The organism is Lipingzhangella halophila, from assembly GCF_014203805.1.
In the GTDB taxonomy this organism is placed as follows: Bacteria; Actinomycetota; Actinomycetes; order Streptosporangiales; family Streptosporangiaceae; genus Lipingzhangella; species Lipingzhangella halophila.
The window spans coordinates 1,477,325-1,495,491 of the sequence record NZ_JACHJT010000001.1; the positions used below are offsets into that span (position 1 = coordinate 1,477,325).

Sequence of the window (18,167 nt, forward strand, 5' to 3'; positions counted from 1 at the left end):
GGCCTGGGATCTGCTGTGCTGGAGGAACTATCCGGAGTGGTTTTGGCCAAACCCGCTGAATTCCGCTTGCCCGGAGCTCCTCGACTTTTGTGTTAGCAGACCCACCGGCTCGCGTCGGGACGGTTGCGAGTCCTACCGAGGCGGGCAGGAGCGCGGTCAGACCGCGTAGCGCGGCGCGGTTGCCGCGGCCCGGGGCGGTTCGCCCGCTTCGGAGGATGCTCACCACATCGCCGGGGACCGCCGCCTGTCTGACGCGGCGCGTTGCGGGATCAATAGAAGCAAAATCGGATACAGACGCATTTAACGCGTCAGTGGGGAATGTTTCTGGGTAGCTCACCCCCCATAGCAGAAAGCGAGCCAGGAGATGGGAGCTTGCCGCCGGATCGCCGAATTCCTACTCACGCTCGATGCCACCTCAACGGGTAGCCGCTACCTGCCCGACCCCCAGCGCGACACCAACCGCATCCACGCCATCGTCGAGCGGAGCCGCCATCGCGGACACCGCCTCATCAGCACTGACGAGATCTGGCAGGAGCTCCACGACGGACTGTGGGGACTTCATGCCCGCCCCGTCGGCCTCAACGCCGACAGCATCGCCCAGCGCGGATGGATCTACGAGCGCCTGCTGGAGCTGGTATCCGAGGAACGCCTGGTCGAGGACCCCGACTATGGCGGTCCCTACGGGCAGTTCTGGCACACCAGTACCTCCATCGCCCGCGTGATCAACGCTTCCGGTAACTTCCGAGAGGCGATCGCTCTGACCCGCGACCAGCTCCAGCACTACGGCGACGACGAGCTCCTCGACGCCGTGCGCGAGGCCGAGCACGTCATGGTGCGGCTGAAGGCCACGGCGCAGGACTACAGCAGAGACACCGGAATCGGCCCTCGTGGCCGGGCCGATCTCAGCGGCCCGCGCTCCCACCCGCCGCGCGTCGCGGGCGACGTGTCTTCCGCCGCCTAGCAGGAAGGGCGGCTGTCAGGGACGACGGCCAGCTCCCGGTGATGCCGTGCAGGGCCCCGTGGCCATGGGGCCCGTGGCGCACAGCGAGCGTGACGACCAGCGAGGCGCCGATCATGGCGGACAGCCCTCGCCGGCGCCAGCCCGGCTACGAGACGCGGTAGAAGGCGCGGGTCTTCGGGAGCAGAAGCAGCACCAGGAGCGCCACGGGAACCGTGGTCTGGGCGAGGACCACCCAGTCGTAGAAAAAGATCTGGTTGTTCAGCAACGAGTACCCCATCCACAGGAGAAAGCCCGCGGTCAGCAATAGGTGAGCCACGAAGACGGGCCGGCTCTCCCGGCCGGCCAGGATCGCGAGGACCAGCGCGAGCACCCCCGGTAACGCGTACACGAACGCCAGCGTCGTGAAGAAGATGTCGTCGGGCAGGACGGAGTACGCGTGCACACCCCGCGCCGCTCTGACGACGAACAGGACACACAGTAGGCCCCGGATCCAGATGATCGCTTTCGGGGCCGCGGTGGCGGGGGGCATGGTGGCTCCTGGGGCAAAGGCTCGTCGCGGGGACCCGCGCGGGCCCCGAAGGGGGTACATCAGTAACGAGTGCCGGGATGGGCCGGCGGGGTTCGGGCGGGGAGTCCCGGGTCGGGCACGGATCCGGCTACCGGCGTGTCAACGTGCTGGCCAGAGGACGCTGTAGGCGTAGACGATAGCGGTGTCCTCCCCGTCGGGCTCGTCCTCCCCCTGCTGTAGGCCGTCCTCGGGAAACAGTACGGCGACCTGGCGCTGCACACGACCGTTGTCCGGGTTGCTCCCCTGACACTTAACGGTCTCGGCTATGGTGCCGTCGTCCTCCTGGATATCGAACAGCTCGTGCTGTTCCTCGTCGGGAGGCCCTGAGGAAACATAGGTGCCGAAGTTGTCCGCGGTACAGATCACTTCCGCGCCACCACGGGTGGTTTCGAAACGCAGCTCATAGTAGGGGCGGTCGTCGCTGAGGTACTTGCCCTCGATCTCCAGGTCGGAGGTGTTGGAGGGGAGAACGAGACCGCTGAGCTCCTCGAAGCCGTCCTGCAGCTCGGCGGTGTCCCCGGGTATGGGGGATGGGGGAGGTGGGGACGACGGCTCCTGCCCGTCAGGTTGGAGCGGTGAGCACCCGCTGACCACCATTGCGGCACTGAGGGCGGCGACCGCCACTTCCCTCCTCAAGATCATCATCCCTCTACCGTTGGGAGGCTCGTGTCACCTCGGATCCAGAACTCCTGGGCGATACCGTACTGGTGTAGCATAGCCATATCCGAATGGGCCTGTCCCGCTAGCATTCCTTTCCAGCTTTGAAAGAGTTGTTCGTCATTATCGCGTTCCCAACTGTACCACTTCTCCATGTTCACATCTGTGTCTAGCGAGTACGTGGGATCCCCGTCGGGATCGTCGGGAGGATGCACGGTGATATCTCCCTCGATCCAGTAGTGAAAACTGCCGATCGAGCTCTGCCAGTCGCGGTTGTCGTAGACGAATTCACTCCCATTCTCTTCGCCCGGAGGATAACCCCAACCTATCTTCTCGGTGCTGACCGGGAACGTCACAGGCTCATCACTTCCCTCGGCAGCTTCGAGGGCACTGTCGATGATGTCCTGCTGCTGACCCTCAATCTCATCCTGGAATTCTGGAATGTCAGATATGAACTCGTCCATGTCGAGATCGATGTCCTCACCGGACGCGCTCATGTAGTGTTCCAGCATATCGGCCGCATTGGGCTGGCAGTTGGCCCACTCCTCGTCCTTGCCCCAGTACATCGGGTGAGCCCAGCAACCAGTTCGGGCACCGTTTATCATCGTGTCTACATCCATGAGAGTGTCGCAGACGTGGCGCCCAGTGCCCTCGTTCATCAGGTCGGGGTCCTCCAGCGGCCATCCGCACAATGGTTGGTCGCCGTCGCCGATGCTCTCGAAGTCCTCCTGGGACTCGTGGTAGTCGTCCATTTGCGGATATTCTCCCGGCTCTTGGTACACCGGGCTGTCTTCCGGGTCGACCTCGCCACTGGGGGCCTCTGAATCGCTTTCAGAGTCCTCGTCGCTATCAGAGTCCTCATGGATGGCGGGTTGCACCGTATAGGGCCACGCCGTGTCCTCTTCCGGTTCCCTGTCGGCGGGTTGGATTTCCTCGGACTCGGGAAGATCGGGCTCCTCCGGGAGGCTGTTGTCCCCGTTCGGCTCTTGCGGATCAGAGTCGGTATCCGAGCCTTCGCCGTCTCCGATACTTTCGATGGCGGCCTGGATGTTGTCCCTGATCGTTCCGGGAATTCCACCTGCGAGAACAACAGCGGTGATGGCGGCAACCAACAGGATCACCGCGGCATACTCAGTGAAGCTGGTACCACGGTCGGGACTGCGGATATGACGGAGCATGTCTCGTTCCGTGAGGGGGATAGGTCCGGGAGCAGCTAGGTTACATCGCACGATCCCGAAGATCTTGGGTCCCAGGGCCCAACGCAGGGCCCAACGACCGAGTGTCCCAGGCGCCTTGGTTCGAAGTCGCAGCTCGTATGGGTTCGTGCTGAGCACAGAATCTGGATGACCTCGAAGGAGAAGCACGGCTGAGTGAGGTCAGCCGCTTGTGCCGCGTGGACCGCAGCGGGCGAATGAAGACCTCCTGAGCCGGTGGTGCCGCCGTACGCGGCGCGCCGCTTCGTAGGGAGATTATTTATCGTCGGAGATCGATAAATGGAAAAGAAAACTCCCTGCCATTTTCAATGTATAGCGCACCCGGGGGCTTGCGGCAAGACCCGGGTCGTGCCGCAGACTCTCCGATCGGAGCCAGCACCTGCGGAAATCAGGGGTTCGCGAAATACGTGGGCTTTTGTTGACGTGTGGGTCGCGCAGAGGGTCGAACCGCAGGTGGGGCGCGCGGTGCGATTGCGGGCGCTCGGCGCGGAGGCGCGGGTGTGCGCGCCGCCGGACCGCGCGGAGCAGCTGGCCGAAATGCAACCTTGTTGAACGGGGGATCCCATGATTGACGTGATCGTTGCCGGCGGCGGGCCGACCGGCATGATGCTGGCCGGCGAGTTGCGGCTGCACGGCGTGCGCGTACTCGTGCTGGAGAAGGAAGCGGAGCCGACCAGGCAGGTCCGGTCGCTCGGCCTGCACGTGCGCAGCATCGAGGTGCTGGACCAGCGCGGTCTGCTGGAGCGGTTCCTGGCGCACGGCCAGCAGTACGCGCTCGACAGTTACCCGCACAACTTCGCCGGCATCCACAAGCCGTGGCCGGGGTTGGACACCGCGCACCCCTACATCCTCGGCATCCCGCAGCCGACCACCGATCGCCTGCTGTCCGAGCGCGCCGCCGAGGCCGGCGCCGAGATCCGGCGCGACTGCGAGCTGGTGGGGCTGAGCCAGGACGCGGACGGGGTGACCGCCGAGCTGGCCGACGGCACGCGGCTGCGCTCGCGCTACCTCGTCGGCTGCGACGGCGGCCGCAGTACGGTGCGCAAGCTGCTCGGTGTCGGCTTCCCCGGTGAGCCCGCCAAGGTCGAGTGGCTGCTGGGCGAGATGGAGGTGACCGCGCCGCCGGAGACGGTGGCCGCCGTGGTGGCCGAAGTCCGCACGACCAACAAGGATTTCGGCGTCGGTCCCTCCGGGGACGGACTGTACCGCGCCGTCGTGCCCGCTGAAGGGGTGGCCGAGGACCGCGCGGTCCCGCCGACCCTCGAAGAGTTCAAGCGGCGGCTGCGGGTGTTCGCCGGCACCGACTTCGGCGTGCACGCACCGCGCTGGCTGTCCCGCTTCGGCGACGCCACCCGGCTGGCCGAGCGCTTCCGGAGCGGCCGGGTGCTGCTGGCCGGCGACGCGGCGCACGTCCACCCACCGCTGGGTGGGCAGGGCCTCAACCTCGGCATCCAGGACGCGTTCAACCTCGGCTGGAAACTGGCCGCCGAGGTCGACGGGTGGGCACCGGAGGGGCTGCTGGAGAGCTACCACACCGAACGGCACCCGGTGGCCGCCGCCGTGCTGGACAACACCCGCGCGCAGGCCGAACTGCTGTCCACCGAGCCCGGTCCCCAGGCGGTGCGCCGGGTGGTGTCGGAACTGATGGACTTCGAGGAGGTGAACCGGTACCTGATTGAGAAGGTCACCGCGATCGGGGTCCGCTACGACTTCGGTGAGGGGCACGAACTGCTCGGCACGCGGATGCGCGACATCGGATTGAAGCGGGGCCGCCTCTACGGGCTGATGCGCGGCGGCCGCGGGCTCCTGCTCGACCCGACCGGCCGGCTCTCGGTGGCGGGCTGGGCGGATCGGGTCGACCATGCCGCCGACGTCAGCGAGGAACTGGACGTGCCCGCGGTGCTGCTGCGGCCGGACGGCCACGTGGCGTGGGTCGGCGAAGACCAGCGGGATCTGCTTGGCCAGCTGCCCACGTGGTTCGGCGCACCCCTGAAAACGGCAGTGCCCGTCACCGGGCGGCCCTCCTGACTCCGGGACGTGCCAAAGCTCGACTGTGACCTGCTCCGACCACATCGCGATCAGCAGACCGATTGATCAGGTTCGGTAGCCGGGGTGGCGTCGGGCAGCCTCCCCCGAGGGAGTCCTGCGCTGATGCCGCCCCGGCCAACCCGCCGCCGCGGTCCCGCCGCGGGTCGCTACTGCCCGGCCTGACCGTAAAATTCGCGAGCCGGGAGGCCGGCTCGACGGTAAGGACACCGAGCTGACCGAAAGATGGGGATCAAGCCAGGTTGAGCTGCCAGGAAACGCCGAACCGGTCGTTCACCCAGGCGAACCTGGTGCTGAATCCGTAGTTGTCCAGCGGCATCAGTTCGGTGCCGTCCTTGGATAGTTCGGCGTAGAGCCGCCCGATCTCGGCGTCGTCGGCACACTGCACGTAGATCGAGGTCGCGGGCGTGAAGCTGAACGAGTGCGAGACATTGCTGTCGATGCACATGAACCGCTGACCGGCTAGGAAGAACGTGGCGTGCTGCACGCTGCCTTCCGCGCCAGCCTCATTCGGGCCGTAGTGGGTGACGTCCAACACCTCCGAGTCGGCGAACAGCGATGTGTAGAGCGTCATCGCTTCCTCGGCCCTGCCCTGGAACATCAGGAACGTGGTCAGTTTCTGCTGGTTGCCCTCGGTCATGCCTGTTCTCCTTGGTCGACGGTGGCAGCAAGCAACTGCTGCCAGGCTTCGGCGCGCCGCTGCGGATCGGCGAGTGCGCCGTAGTGGTGGTCACTGACCGCGATCGGTAGACCGATCGCGGAACGTTCGTGGAACCGGATGAGCTCATCGGGGGTGCGGAAACCGATGAACTTCTCGGTCAGGTAGTCCACCTCACCGAGGATCCGCGGTCCGCCAGGCAGGTCGACCTGCACCTGTCCGCCGAGCCGGGGGGCTCCGAGCAGCAGGCGCAACCGGTCCCATCCGCCGACCGCGGGCGCCTCCGCCTCCACATAGGACGCTGGACGACCGCGGAAGTGCCGCAGGTACTGGGCGAGTGTGAACAGGTACATGTCCCAGCCACTGCTGGTCATGCCCTCGAACTCGTCGCTCCAGTCGTCGCCGAGGAAGCCGCTGTGGACGAACCGGAGCACGCAGGTCCCGCCGTCCCGGCCCTCGATCAGGTACTGGAAGGCCTGTGTGGATCCGTCCTCGGCTTCCGGGACGCGGATGGCCAGCTTGCGCGGCGGGTCCCACTCGGTGACCGCGGAGCTCTCCGGGTCGATCTCCATCGGCATGAACCACGCCGTCAGGCCGGGCCCGGTGGCGATGGCCCGCCAGACCTCCTCCGGCGAGGCGGGCAGCTCGATCTCCTTGGGCAGCTCGAAATCACCCCCCATCCGGCCCCTCCTCATTCCGGTCCATCGAGGGATGCAACGCCACTACGAGCCGGTGCCCGCGGCCCCCGGCGGCGTTCTCGTCGTGGTACTTCGCCACCAGCCCGGAGACCGCATCGGACAGCTCCTGGGCGAACGCGGACCGTTCCGCCGCGCTCGCGAAGCGGATCTCCCCGTCGATGGCTAATGTGGCCACTCGTTTGCCTGTCTTGGCTCCGGCGCCGATCAAGGCACCGACGTCTTGCACCAGGCGGGCAGCCACGGCCAGCAGCCATCGGGCGGAGAGCCGGTCTGGCGAGCGGGACGGGTCCGGCGCCACCGGACCGGAGGCCGAGGGCGAGATCACGTAGGCCTCGGCGATCGCGCGCATCACACGCTCGGTCATGTTGCCCTTGCGTCGCTCCTCGACCAGTTCGATGAGGCCGTGTTCCTCCAGGCCACGCAGGTAGTAGTTGACCTTCTGCCTGCTCAGGCCGAGCTTGGCGGCGAGCGTCGACGCCGAGGCGGGTTCGGCGAGCTCGTGTAGCAGCCGCGCGCGTACCGGTTCCAGCGTCGCCGCAGCAGTGGACGGCTCGTCTATGACCGCAGTATCCAACATGGGCATGAGCTTGGCATTGACAAGATTTTTTGTCAAGACAATTTCAGTTGTCGGTAAGTCCCCATGGCCCATCTGGCGAGCTGCGTGCTGTTGGCCCGAACAGGTCAGGCTCCGGTTGGACCGATCGCTGCCGCGAGGAGCTACCGGAGCGCCACCCGGCGCGGGCCCACTGGTGGTGGGCGCCACGGGCTAGAGTCGGTCGCCGGAGGTGAGGTCATGGACGTCGACTGGGGTCGCTTCGAGGCCGAGCTCACCGCGGAGCTGGAGCGTTTCGCCCGCACCCGCGTGGCTCGGGGAGGACACACGTACGCGGTGGCGGTGTACCTGTTCTACGCCGAAACCCGCGGCCGGATCATGCTGCCTTCGTTCGCCGCCGCCACGGAGGAATGGTTCGAGGAGCGCCTGGCCGCGCACCGGAGCCAGCGGGAATTCCCGCCGGGTCCGTGGGAGGACCTGCGCTGGAACCCCGCGGACTGGCCCCACCAGCACTTCGACGCGGACTGGGGGGACCAGGACGCCTTCTGGGCCTGGAGCAAGACCCTGACCGAAGCCGCGTCGGGCGAGGGGGCGTGGGACGAGAACCTGATGGAGGGCGACGAGGCGCGTTGGGAGGCGGTCCACGAGCGCTACATCGATGTGGTCGTACGCGCCTGCCGCACCGTCGCGGCGACGCTCCGCCGCGAGCGGGTTGCCCCCGAGAACCTCGTCGTGGTCGCGCTGGACGACGAAGAGGAGCTGGTGCCGCGCACCCTCACCGATGCCGAGATCCGGCAGTACCTGCCGCACCTGGCCGCCGCCGACTGACACCGGATGCCCGACAGGCCCACGAGCGCTCCACCGTTCCCCGAGGTCTGTGAGAAGCTCGTACAGCCGAGAGGGCTGCAGCTTTGGCCCGCGAAAGCACCGGAGGGGGCGGGAGTCCCCCGGGGCGTACCGCCCCGGCGCAGCGACGCCCCTGTTCCGCTTGGTCGCGGCACTCGGTCTCCGAGGTCCGCGAGCCTTCCCCGACATCACCTTCGAACCGGGAAACCGCGACACCGACGGCTGAATCTGGACCATGACTCCCACTGAACCCACCACCCAACCGTGGCGCGGCATCGCCCGGCACGACGGCCACCGCCGTTCCGAGGTCGGCCCGGTCGAGCTCTTCTTCGACCTGGTCTACGTCTTCGCCATCATCCAGCTGTCCCACGTGCTCATCGAGCACCTCAGCTGGCGGGGATTCGCCGAGACGGCGATCATCTTCGCCGCGATCTGGTGGGGGTGGAACTACACCGCGTGGGTGATGAACTGGCTCAACCCGGCCAACACCCGGGTCCAGTTACTCAACGCCGTCCTCATGGTGGCATCACTCGGGATGGCCGCGGCCATCCCGGACGCCTTTGGCGGCTCCGGCTTGCTGTTCGCCGGCTGTTTCGTCTTCATGGGCCTGCTCCGCCCGGTGTTCATGATCGTGGGTTTCCGGGGGCGGCAGCTGGCGTCGAACTACACGGCCCTGCTGAGCTGGTCGGCACTCGCGGGTGTGGCCTGGATCGCCGGGGCGCTGCTGCCGCCGGAGGTGCGGCTGTGGGTGTGGTTGCTGGCGGTCGTGATCGACTACGCGGCGCCGCTCCTCAACTTCCGCATCCCCGGTCTGGTCAGCGCGCCGATGGAACGGTGGGACACCGACGCCGAACACCTGGCCGAACGCAACCGGTTGGTCTTCATCATCGCCCTGGGCGAGTCGATCCTGCTGATGGGTGGCGCCCTGGTCGATGAGGGGATACTGAACGCCAACACCGTGCTCAGTCTGCTGCTGGGTTTCGCGGGACTGACCGTGCTGTGGTGGAACTACTTCGCGCTGGCCGGCCACGAGGTCACCGGCGGCGAAGGCGGTACGGGTGCGCTGCGTTCCGCGTTCGCCTATGCGCACGCCCTGATGGTCCTCGGTGCCATCGTGGTCGCCGTCTCCATCGAACTGCGGATCACCCACGACCACCTGAGCCTGCCGATCATCCTGGTGACCATCGGGGGCCCATTGGTCTACCTGGCGGGGAACCTGCTGTTCCTGCGGTCCCGATTCGGACGGGTTGCCCGCTCGCGGTTCGGCGCCGCCGCGGCGCTGGCGGTCATCGGCGCCGTCGCGGCCTACTACCACGAGCACCTCCCGATCGCCGCCGTCAGCCTGGCGGTGCTGCTGGTGATGGCCACGCTCGCCGTTCTCACGGCACGTTCGCGTAGCCGAACCGCTGATCCGGCGACCAGCCTGGAGGGCGGTTCGGCCGAGAGGGTGGACCCCTGACGACCGGGCACGAGGTCCCGGGGAGGCCGGACTACTCGCAGCAGTCGTGGTGGTCCGCGCCTTGTGGGCGGTGGTCGCTCGCGGACCGGTCCGGCAGGTCGAGAGCCGGGTTCGCGTCGAGGAAGCCGTGCGGTTTGAGCCAGAACCCCGAGTAGTCGACAGGCATCACCGGCCAATCCTCGGGACGGGGGATGTGGGTGGGGCCGAAGGTGTGCCACAGGACGAGGTCGGTGTCGGTGAGCGGGCGGTCGGCCCGGGTCCAGTGTGCGATGCCGCCTCCCGCGTGCTGGTTCGGGTAGTCGCCGGCCGGGAAGCGTTCGGCCGGGTCGTAGGCGGTCACCCACAGGTGGTGGCGGGCGAACTCGGCGCGGTCCGCGGCTGAGGAGCCCGGTTGGGCCATGAGCCGGGGACCCGGCATCGGAAGGAGCTGGAAGGCCGTCGGTTTTCCGACGGCGTTGCGCCGGTTCGCACTGGTGACGTACCACCGGCGCCCGGATTCGCTGTGGGCGTCCCGCGCGGCTTCCGACTCGCGTGCCAGCCGGACCCGCTGGTAGGTGAAGGCGTTCCCGTACGGGTTCCGCGGGCCGGTGGGAAGACCGACGAGGTTCTCCTCCTCGACCGAGTTCGCCGGCCCGTCGACGGACATGTCCAGGCGCGCGCAGAAGATGTGCTGGTGGACGGGAGCGATGATGCCCGGGGCGATTTCGGGGGCGTACGGGTTATCGGTTCCGGGCTCCGCGGCGCCGACGAACACGACACCGGTGGCTTTGGTCTCCATCTGGATCGAGCCGTCGAGGTAGAAGTACCAGAAGAACCCGTAGTCGTAGTTGCCGACGGTGGCGAAGTAGGAGAGCACGAGGCGGCGGGAACGCCGGACCTGGGACGGTTCACCCGGATCCGTGTGCTTCCACAGCACACCGTAGTCCTCCTCGTGCATGCACACGGCGTGCGGGATGGTCATGGGGTGGCCCTCGTCGTCGGCCACCACGGCGTCGAAGTAGGTGATCTCGCCGAGGCAGTCGCAGCCGAGCTTGAGCGAGTTGGCGTTCTTGCCGAGGGAGTACTCTCCGGCGTCGAAGTAGCTGATCCAATAGCGCGTGCTCGCCGGGTCGCCGTAGGGGACCACCATCTCGGGGACGGAGGCCCGGTAGACGACGGGGCGGTCCTCGCCGCCGTCGCGGAAGGAGATCTGGTGCAGCACCAGGCCTTCTTGGGCGTTGAAGCCGATCCGGAGGGTCCAGTTCTCCCAGCGGACCCGGGTGCCCTCCACGGTGTAGGAGGGGCCTTCGGGCTGAGTGATCTCCAGCGGTTTGAGGGTGGTGCGGGCCGGGCCGGTGTGTTCGGGCGTGTAGTGCCAGTCGTCCAGCGGGAGGGGAGCGTCGCCCTCGTCCTCAAGGCGGACCACCTTTCCCGCCGTCAGGTCGACGTGCGCGACGAGGCCCTCGACCGGGTGCGCCCACTGGTTGTCGCCCTCGTAGCGGCGGTGGAAGGTCAGTGACCGGATCATGCGCCGACCCGTCTCACCTTCCCGGGGGAAGAAGCCGGGGGCGAGCGGGGCGACGAAGGTGTGGGTCGTGTCGGTGACGCCCCGCCGTGCCATGGCGGCCTGCCAGCGGGGGTCCGCCTTGACGATCTCGGAGGCGCGGTCGTACTCCTCGAACATGTACGGGGGCTGCCCGTAGGGGGGTTCCGCGGTCGGCAGGTCGCGCCAGGAGGTGAGGGTGTCGGCGGTGACGGACACCACGGCTTCGCTGACCTGTCCGGTCGAGGTGTCCAGCAGGGTGGCGAGCACGCTGCGGTCGAAATCGTCCGCGCCCGGTGTGTGCTCCCGGACGGCCTGCTTATCCGGCTCGACCGGCAGCAGCCGTGGGAAGCGGGTGGTCGGCCCGACCTTGCCGTGGCGGACGAGGATCTCCCGGGCCCTCGCGATCTCCGCGGCCGTCAGCGTGTCGAGCGGATGGGTCACACCGAAGGACGACGGCCGAGCGGCGGATGGGGTGGTGTCCGTCGTCAAGGGTTCCTCCTGCAGTCGGGTGGTCGTGCGGGCCGCGGAAAGCGCGCTGGTGCGGCTCACGGCCTGGTACGGGCCGTTGGGCCACGGCGGCTCGCCGCGGCGGACCGCCGTGGTGGGGCGGCGGCCGCATGGTGCGGCCAAGCTACCCAGCCGCGGGGGTGCCGCGCAGTGGCCCGTGCGGATCGGCCTCGGAGAGTCAAGCGATCTGCGCGCTGCGACAACTCGGGCGGATCCCCGCGCCTTCGCCCCCTCCGGGCGGAACCGCGGGGTTCAGGACGCGTCCGGCGCGGCGGCGCCCAGGTGCGGAGCCCGGGAATCCGCACCGCCGTGGCCGACCCCCTGGTACACCTCCGGCCTGGTCCGGCGCAGCCGCAGCGCCCACAGGCCCGCCGCGATACTTGGGACGATGACGAGCGCCGGGAACAGATAGGTCGTCACCGTCGGCTCGGTCTGGTCCAGCAGTACATCGAAATTGGCGAGGATGAGCAGGGCGATCGTGGACAGTGCCACGCAGGCCGCCGCCGGGGCCACCAGGCGGGTGCCGATGCCGACGCCGCGGGCATCGCGGGCGAAGTAGCCGATCACCGCGGCGGAGGCGAGAGCCATCAGGACGACCAGGCCGAACGCGCCCGTGTTGGTCAACCAGGTGAACAGGGTCAGCACGGGATAGGGGCCGGCGTTCGGATCCCAGCCGGCCTCGCCCACCACGAAGGCCCCCACCACGGCGACGGCCAGAACGGTCTGCGCCGCCGATCCCGCCCACGGGACCCCGCTGCCCGACCGGACCGACGACAACGCGCGGGGCAGCACCCTTTCGCGCCCGAGGGAGAACGTGTAGCGAGCCACGGCGTTGTGGAAGCTCATCAGCGCGGCGAAGAGGCTCGTGATGAACAGGACCGAGATGAGGTCGCCCCACATCCCGCCCAGACGCGCTTCCACGAAGTTGAAGAACAGCGGCGGTCCCGCCTCGTCGGGGCCGATGCCCTCGGGGCCGGTGATCCGGCCGGGGCCGACCGCCAGGGCGAGAGCCCACGACGACACGGCGTAGAAGATACCGATCACGCTGAGCGCGAGGAAGGTCGCCCGGGGAATGGTGCGGCGGGGGTCCTTCGCTTCCTCACCGTAGATGGCCGCGGACTCGAAGCCCATAAAGGCGGCGATGCCGAAGACGAGCACGGCGCCGACACCGGACACGAACAACGCGTCCGGTGTGAGCGGCGCGATCGTATGGCCCTCGGCCGGTGCGGAGAACGCGGCAATGTCGAAGACAAGCACGGCCAGGAACTCCAGCGCGACCACCGCGCCCAGGACCTTCGCCGACAGGTCGACCCGGTTGACGCCCATCCACGCGACGATCGCGACGCACCCGGCCACCGGGACCCACCACGGCACCTCCACACCGGTCCGCGCGGCGACAAAGGTGGAGACCTGGAAGCCGAACATGCCGTAGATGCCGATCTGCATCGCGTTGTAGGCGATCAGGGCGATCACCGCGGCGCCGATCCCCGCCGGGCGTCCGATCCCTTGGGCGATGTAGGTGTAGAATCCGCCAGCACTCGTGACAGACCGGCTCATCGCCGCGTAGCCGATGGCGAAGACCCCGAGCGCGGCCGCGAGAACGATGTATCCGAACGGAACACCCAGGACCCGGGTCACCGAGAACGAGCTGGTGGCTCCGCCCGCGATGACGGTGAGCGGGGCCGAGGCGGCGATGATCAGGAACGCGACGGCGAGAACTCCGAGTCGCCGCCGGACCTGTGTCGGCGGTGGGGAAGCGGTATCGGATGACGGCATCCGGACCTCCTCGGGGCGGGGGATGGGCAAGACTCCTCAATGATCGGTAGCGCGCCCGTCACGCGGTTGTCTCTGCGGGCAGGGGCCTTGACATTCTCGGCATGGCTTCGGAAATCCAGTGCCGGGGGCGGAGCAGACCACCGGCCCATGCCCGACCGGTCCGGTCATCGCCTCGGCGTTCCGCGGCAAACCGGGCGCTGCCGGGCGGCGCGCAGGCGTGCCTCGGCCGGACGCCGCCGCCCATGGCTCAACCGCCCGTTTTCTGACCTGGTTCGAACGCCGGGAGTGCTTATACGATGGCTCGAATCTCGCAGGGAGGTGACAGCGATGCGCAAAGGCGCTGCCGCGACGCGGCCCGGCGGGACCACGGGCTCTCTGGGTTTCGACGACTACCGGATGGCCGCATCACAGGCGGTCACAGCGCTCGACATGCACAGTGCGCGGCCCGAGGAGTTCCAAGGCCGGCTCACCGCGAGCGGCACGGGTGACATCCGCGTCTTCGACATCCGGGCGGACGAGCACACGGTGCACCGCACTCCCGCGCATCTCCACAGTGGGAGCCACCACGACCTCAAGTTCACCATGATCGAGCAGGGCGGGGGGATGGTCGTCCAGGACGGCCGGGAGACGCTGCTGCGAACGGGCGACATGGCGATCTACGACACCGACCGTCCTTACTCGCTGCTGTTCGACGACTCGGTCCGGCTGTCGGTCGTGATGTTCCCGAAGGAACTGCTTGAGATCCCCTGCCCGGACATCGGCCGCCTCACCGCCCTGCGCCTGGATGCCAACAGCAGCGTGAGCGCCATGGTGCGGCCGTACCTGGCCCGTCTGGCGCAGCAGGCGAGCGAACTCGACGAACACGTCGCCCGCCGCCTCCTGCGAAGCGCGGTCGACATGGTCGGAACGGTCATCGAGGCAAATCTGGTGCAGGTACCGGCCCAGGGAACGCACGCGACGCTGATGCGCCGCATTCTCGACTTCATCGACGACAACCTGGCCTCGCCCGAGTTGAACCCCGCGCGGATCGCCTCCGCTCATTTCATCTCCGTGCGCCAACTGCACGCACTCTTCAGCGTCCAGGGAGCGACCGTTTCGACCGTGATCCGCACACGGCGCCTCGAACGCTGCTACGACGACCTCGTCAGCTCCCGGCAGGCGGGGCGCTCGGTGTCGGCCATCGCCGCGGCGCACGGCTTCGTCGACGCCGCGCACTTCAGCCGCACGTTCCGCGCGCGCTTCGGCGTGCCGCCGAGCAGTGTGCGCCCCCCGAGCTCCTGACCCGAACCGCCGCTCCGCGGATGTCGGACCAGCGGCAGCGGCGGTCGCCCTCCACCATCCCCGCGGCGTGCTGGCGGGCCGCCGATGATCGGGGATCTCCGCGCGCACCCGGTAGCGCGGCACACCGGGGGAGCCGACCACCGCGCGACTGTGCGCGCCCGGACATCCCCTCTGCGCCACGTGACAATCCCCCGGCACGGGCTGGTGCGCACAATGCCCTCGAAGACCTGCTGAGGAGGATGCCCGTGACCAGCTCCACGCTGCTCGCCGCCGTCACCGTCGCCGCCGACCGGGGCCGCCCCATCCCGGACGCGGCCACCCGGGAGACCGTAGGACACGCACCGGTACACACCGTCGACGACCTGGAGCGTGCCGTGGCCGCCGCGCGCTCGGCGCAGCCCGCCTGGGCGGCGCTGGGGCACGACGCACGCGCCCGGACCCTGAACGCGATCGCCGACGACATCGAGGAGAACGCCGAGGAGCTCGCGGTCCTCCTCTCGCGTGAACAGGGCAAACCCCTGGACGGCCCCAACGCGCGCTTCGAGGTGGGCGCGGCCGCCGCGTGGACGCGCAGCGCCGCGAACACGCCGCTGGACCCGCAGGTCGTGCTCGACGACGGCTCCGCGCGATCCGAACTGCACTACGTCCCGCTCGGCACCGTCGGCGCGATCGGTCCGTGGAACTGGCCGGTCATGATCGCGGTATGGCAGATCGCGCCCTCGCTGCGCATGGGCAACACGGTCGTCGTCAAGCCCTCCGAGTACACGCCCTTGAGCGTGCTGGCGCTCGCCGAGATCTATCAGCGCCACCTGCCCCAAGGAACGCTCACCGCGCTCTCCGGCGGGGGTGAGGTCGGCGCCGCGATCGCCGAGCACCCCGGCTTCGACAAGATCATGTTCACCGGTTCGACCGAGACGGGCCGCCGGATCGTGGCGGGCTCCGCGGGCAACCTGGCCCGGCTCACCCTCGAACTCGGCGGCAACGACGCCGGGATCGTCCTTCCGGGCACGGACGTGAAGAGCGTCGCCGAGCAACTGTTCTGGGGGGTGTTCATCAACACCGGGCAGACGTGCGCATCGCTCAAACGCCTCTACGTGCACGAGTCGCTCTACGAGGAAGTGGTCGCCACGCTCGCCGAGGCGGCGAAGACGACTCCCCTCGGCCCCGGGCTCGAACCCGGCAACGTCCTCGGGCCACTGCAGAACCAGAAGCAGTTCGACATCGTCGCGCGGTTGGTGGAGGACGCCCGCACGCGCGGCGCCCGGATCGCCGCGGGCGGCGGGCCCGCGGAGGAGCTGGGGCCGCTGTTCTACCGGCCGACCGTGGTCGCCGACATCTCCGAGGGGGCGCCGCTCGTCGACGAGGAGCAGTTCGGGCCGGTCATCCCGGTCATCAGGTACAGCAGCGTGGCGGACGCCATCCGGCGCGCGAACGCGGTCGAGCAAGGGCTCGGGGCCTCGGTGTGGTCCGCCGATGTCGAGGAGGCTTTGGGAGTGGCGGAGCGCCTCCAGGCCGGCACGGTGTGGATCAACCAGCACGGCACGCTCAACCCCGAAGTCCCGTTCGGAGGCGTGAAGGCATCCGGGTACGGCCTGGAGTTCGGCGCCGAAGGACTGAAGGCGGTCGCCGCTCCCAAGGTGGTCACGCGATGAGCGGCGGCGCTTCCTTCGCTCTGACCGGCGCCCGCGTCTACACGGGAGATCCCCGGCGGCCCTGGGCGCGGTCCCTGGCGGTCGAGGACGGCGTCCTCACCGACCTCGGCGAGGAGCCGGAGACCGCGCGTACCCGCGCCGGTGTCGACCTGGACGGCGCCTTCGTGATGCCCGGATTCGTCGACGTGCACAACCATCATGCCGTCGCCGGACGCGCCGAGCTGTTCGAGTTGACCTTTCCCCCCGAGGCGGGGGTCGACGAGATCCTCGCGGCCGTCTCCGCCCGCGCCGCGGAACTTCCCGGCGACGCGTGGATCACCGGCGGCTCCTGGGGAAGCGGCCTGCTGGACCTGCTCAACCGGAGCGAGACGCTGGCGCGGCTGGATGCCGCCTCCGCCGGTCGCCCGGTCGCGCTCTCCGACGACAGCCACCACAACCGGTGGGTGAACTCGGCGGCGATGGCCGCCGCCGGCCTCGAATCCGACTCCGAGCAACCGGACACGGCCCTCCGCGACCCGGTCAACGGCACACTGACCGGTGTCCTGCTCGAATCGGCGGGCCTGGCGGTCATGGCGGCGCACGAACGTGCCGCCCCTCTCACCGCCGCGCAGCACGAGGCGTGCTCAGCGCACGGTGTCGCTCGGCTCAACCGCTTCGGCATCACCGCCTTCCAGGACGCCGCGACCTCCCTGCGAGCGCTGGAGGCGCTGCACGCACTGGACGAACGCGACGAGCTGCACGCCTGGGTGGTGGCGTCGATGCCCGTCAGCGACGAGACCTTCGGTACCTCTCCCGTCGGTGCCGAGCTGATCGCCCGCGGCGAGGAGTTCCGTACGCGGCACCACCGCCCGGACTTCGTCAAGGTCTTCCTCGATGGGGTCCCCCCGGCCCGCACCGGTGCGTTCCTGGAGCCGTATCTGCCCGACGCCGTGCACGGTGCGCATCACCGCGGCGAGACGATACTCGGCCCCGCGGAGCTGTACTCGGCGCTGAGCCACGCGGCGGAACGGAACCTGGGAGCGAAGGTGCACTGCACGGGGGACGCCTCGGTGCGGCTCGCCCTGGACACCGTCGCTCGTCTGCGTCGCGAGGGGTTCGCCGACACCCCGTTCCAGATCGCACACGGCCAGTTCGTCGCCGAGGACGATATCCCCCGCTTGGGCGACCTGGGCGTGAGTGCGGACATCTCACCGTTCCTCTGGTACCCGGGCGTCATCCCGGACGCGATCGCCTCCGTCCTGCCCGCGGAACGGGCCCGGCGGATGCAGCCGAACCGGTCGCTCATCGATTCCGGGGCCCTCGTCGCCGGGGGCTCGGATTGGCCGGTGAGTGCCTCGCCGAACCCGTGGCTCGGCATCCAGGGCCTGGTCACGCGGGCCGATCCCACCGGCACCGTGCCAGGGGCGCTGTGGCCCGAGCAGGCGATCACGCTGCCCGAGGCGATCGCGGTCTTCACAGCGAACGCCGCCGCCGCGATGGGGCTCGGCGCCGTGACGGGAACCCTGGCGCCCGGGCGCTCGGCGGACTTCGTTGTGCTCGACCGCGATCCCTTCGCCGCCCCCATCGACACACTCGCCGACACCCGCGTGCTCCAGACCTGGTTCGCCGGCCGGTGCGTGTTCGAGGCGGAGTAGGGAGGCCACTGGCCACGGGCGAACGCGCAGCCCGTGACCGCTGCCCCGGTGCCGGCCCAACGCGGCGGCGGTGGACGCTCAGGGGCGAGCGCGCCGCGGCAGGTCGCAAGACGGCGCGCTCGGCGGTTTCGG

15 protein-coding genes are annotated in these 18,167 nt (G+C 68.9%); 7 read left to right on the forward strand and 8 right to left on the reverse strand.

What is annotated here, in order from left to right; translation table 11 throughout:
- Window positions 1-364: 364 nt before the first annotated feature.
- Entirely contained in the window at window positions 365-961 is a 597-nt protein-coding gene (locus F4561_RS06635) for a hypothetical protein (protein ID WP_184575799.1), read from the forward strand.
- 145 nt (window positions 962-1,106) lie between these two features.
- Here F4561_RS06635 and F4561_RS06640 read toward each other — a convergent pair whose 3' ends face one another.
- The 3 genes from F4561_RS06640 to F4561_RS06650 form a co-directional block, all read right to left on the reverse strand.
- Complete coding sequence (locus tag F4561_RS06640) at window positions 1,107-1,490, reverse strand: hypothetical protein (protein WP_184575801.1); 384 nt, start codon at window positions 1,488-1,490, stop codon at window positions 1,107-1,109.
- 138 nt (window positions 1,491-1,628) lie between these two features.
- Window positions 1,629-2,153, reverse strand: coding sequence for a hypothetical protein (locus F4561_RS06645; protein WP_312885169.1), 525 nt, complete (start codon window positions 2,151-2,153; stop codon window positions 1,629-1,631).
- A gap of 17 nt (window positions 2,154-2,170) precedes the next feature.
- On the reverse strand, window positions 2,171-3,307 hold the full coding sequence (locus tag F4561_RS06650) for a hypothetical protein (RefSeq protein WP_312885170.1): 1,137 nt from the start codon (window positions 3,305-3,307) through the stop codon (window positions 2,171-2,173).
- Between the two features lie 657 nt (window positions 3,308-3,964).
- Between F4561_RS06650 and rox the strand changes: the two genes are divergently transcribed.
- Window positions 3,965-5,428 (forward strand): rifampin monooxygenase, encoded by a 1,464-nt coding sequence (gene rox / locus F4561_RS06655; RefSeq protein WP_184575806.1) that lies wholly within the window; start codon window positions 3,965-3,967, stop codon window positions 5,426-5,428.
- Between the two features lie 250 nt (window positions 5,429-5,678).
- Here rox and F4561_RS06660 read toward each other — a convergent pair whose 3' ends face one another.
- Genes F4561_RS06660 through F4561_RS06670 form a run of 3 tightly spaced genes read right to left on the reverse strand, consistent with a single transcriptional unit; the run spans window position 5,679 to window position 7,379 of the window.
- Complete coding sequence (locus tag F4561_RS06660) at window positions 5,679-6,086, reverse strand: VOC family protein (protein WP_184575808.1); 408 nt, start codon at window positions 6,084-6,086, stop codon at window positions 5,679-5,681.
- On the reverse strand, window positions 6,083-6,784 hold the full coding sequence (locus tag F4561_RS06665) for an SRPBCC family protein (RefSeq protein ID WP_184575810.1): 702 nt from the start codon (window positions 6,782-6,784) through the stop codon (window positions 6,083-6,085). The genes F4561_RS06660 and F4561_RS06665 overlap by 4 nt, the downstream gene beginning before the upstream one ends.
- On the reverse strand, window positions 6,774-7,379 hold the full coding sequence (locus tag F4561_RS06670) for a winged helix-turn-helix domain-containing protein (protein ID WP_184575812.1): 606 nt from the start codon (window positions 7,377-7,379) through the stop codon (window positions 6,774-6,776). Before F4561_RS06670 ends, F4561_RS06665 begins: the two co-directional genes overlap by 11 nt.
- Window positions 7,380-7,595: 216 nt before the next feature.
- On the opposite strand from F4561_RS06670, the gene F4561_RS06675 reads away from it, so the two are divergent.
- Window positions 7,596-8,183, forward strand: a complete 588-nt coding sequence (locus F4561_RS06675) for a DUF4303 domain-containing protein (RefSeq protein ID WP_184575814.1) — start codon at window positions 7,596-7,598, stop codon at window positions 8,181-8,183.
- Window positions 8,184-8,436: 253 nt separating this feature from the next.
- Window positions 8,437-9,660 carry a low temperature requirement protein A gene (locus F4561_RS06680; protein ID WP_184575816.1) on the forward strand — a complete coding sequence of 408 codons (1,224 nt, stop codon included), beginning with the start codon at window positions 8,437-8,439 and terminating at the stop codon, window positions 9,658-9,660.
- 31 nt (window positions 9,661-9,691) lie between these two features.
- Here F4561_RS06680 and F4561_RS06685 read toward each other — a convergent pair whose 3' ends face one another.
- Both F4561_RS06685 and F4561_RS06690 read right to left on the reverse strand, forming a co-directional pair.
- On the reverse strand, window positions 9,692-11,674 hold the full coding sequence (locus tag F4561_RS06685) for a primary-amine oxidase (RefSeq protein ID WP_184575818.1): 1,983 nt from the start codon (window positions 11,672-11,674) through the stop codon (window positions 9,692-9,694).
- Between the two features lie 270 nt (window positions 11,675-11,944).
- On the reverse strand, window positions 11,945-13,468 hold the full coding sequence (locus F4561_RS06690; protein ID WP_184575820.1) for an APC family permease: 1,524 nt from the start codon (window positions 13,466-13,468) through the stop codon (window positions 11,945-11,947).
- 327 nt (window positions 13,469-13,795) lie between these two features.
- On the opposite strand from F4561_RS06690, the gene F4561_RS06695 reads away from it, so the two are divergent.
- From F4561_RS06695 to F4561_RS06705, 3 genes are all read left to right on the forward strand, one after another.
- Window positions 13,796-14,749, forward strand: coding sequence for an AraC-like ligand-binding domain-containing protein (locus F4561_RS06695; RefSeq protein WP_184575822.1), 954 nt, complete (start codon window positions 13,796-13,798; stop codon window positions 14,747-14,749).
- Between the two features lie 245 nt (window positions 14,750-14,994).
- Complete coding sequence (locus F4561_RS06700; RefSeq protein ID WP_312885171.1) at window positions 14,995-16,401, forward strand: aldehyde dehydrogenase family protein; 1,407 nt, start codon at window positions 14,995-14,997, stop codon at window positions 16,399-16,401.
- Window positions 16,398-18,035 carry an amidohydrolase gene (locus F4561_RS06705; RefSeq protein ID WP_184575826.1) on the forward strand — a complete coding sequence of 546 codons (1,638 nt, stop codon included), beginning with the start codon at window positions 16,398-16,400 and terminating at the stop codon, window positions 18,033-18,035. Before F4561_RS06700 ends, F4561_RS06705 begins: the two co-directional genes overlap by 4 nt.
- Window positions 18,036-18,167: the final 132 nt, after the last annotated feature.

What these genes read in the sequence shown, in the direction of transcription:
- F4561_RS06705 (WP_184575826.1), top strand. Translation starts at nt 16,398, where the DNA reads ATGAGCGGCGGCGCTTCCTTCGCTCTGACCGGCGCCCGCGTCTACACG.
- F4561_RS06665 (WP_184575810.1), bottom strand. Translation starts at nt 6,784, where the DNA reads ATGGGGGGTGATTTCGAGCTGCCCAAGGAGATCGAGCTGCCCGCCTCG.
- F4561_RS06690 (WP_184575820.1), bottom strand. Translation starts at nt 13,468, where the DNA reads ATGCCGTCATCCGATACCGCTTCCCCACCGCCGACACAGGTCCGGCGG.
- F4561_RS06660 (WP_184575808.1), bottom strand. Translation starts at nt 6,086, where the DNA reads ATGACCGAGGGCAACCAGCAGAAACTGACCACGTTCCTGATGTTCCAG.
- rox (WP_184575806.1), top strand. Translation starts at nt 3,965, where the DNA reads ATGATTGACGTGATCGTTGCCGGCGGCGGGCCGACCGGCATGATGCTG.
- F4561_RS06680 (WP_184575816.1), top strand. Translation starts at nt 8,437, where the DNA reads ATGACTCCCACTGAACCCACCACCCAACCGTGGCGCGGCATCGCCCGG.
- F4561_RS06640 (WP_184575801.1), bottom strand. Translation starts at nt 1,490, where the DNA reads ATGCCCCCCGCCACCGCGGCCCCGAAAGCGATCATCTGGATCCGGGGC.
- F4561_RS06670 (WP_184575812.1), bottom strand. Translation starts at nt 7,379, where the DNA reads ATGTTGGATACTGCGGTCATAGACGAGCCGTCCACTGCTGCGGCGACG.
- F4561_RS06695 (WP_184575822.1), top strand. Translation starts at nt 13,796, where the DNA reads ATGCGCAAAGGCGCTGCCGCGACGCGGCCCGGCGGGACCACGGGCTCT.
- F4561_RS06675 (WP_184575814.1), top strand. Translation starts at nt 7,596, where the DNA reads ATGGACGTCGACTGGGGTCGCTTCGAGGCCGAGCTCACCGCGGAGCTG.
- F4561_RS06635 (WP_184575799.1), top strand. Translation starts at nt 365, where the DNA reads ATGGGAGCTTGCCGCCGGATCGCCGAATTCCTACTCACGCTCGATGCC.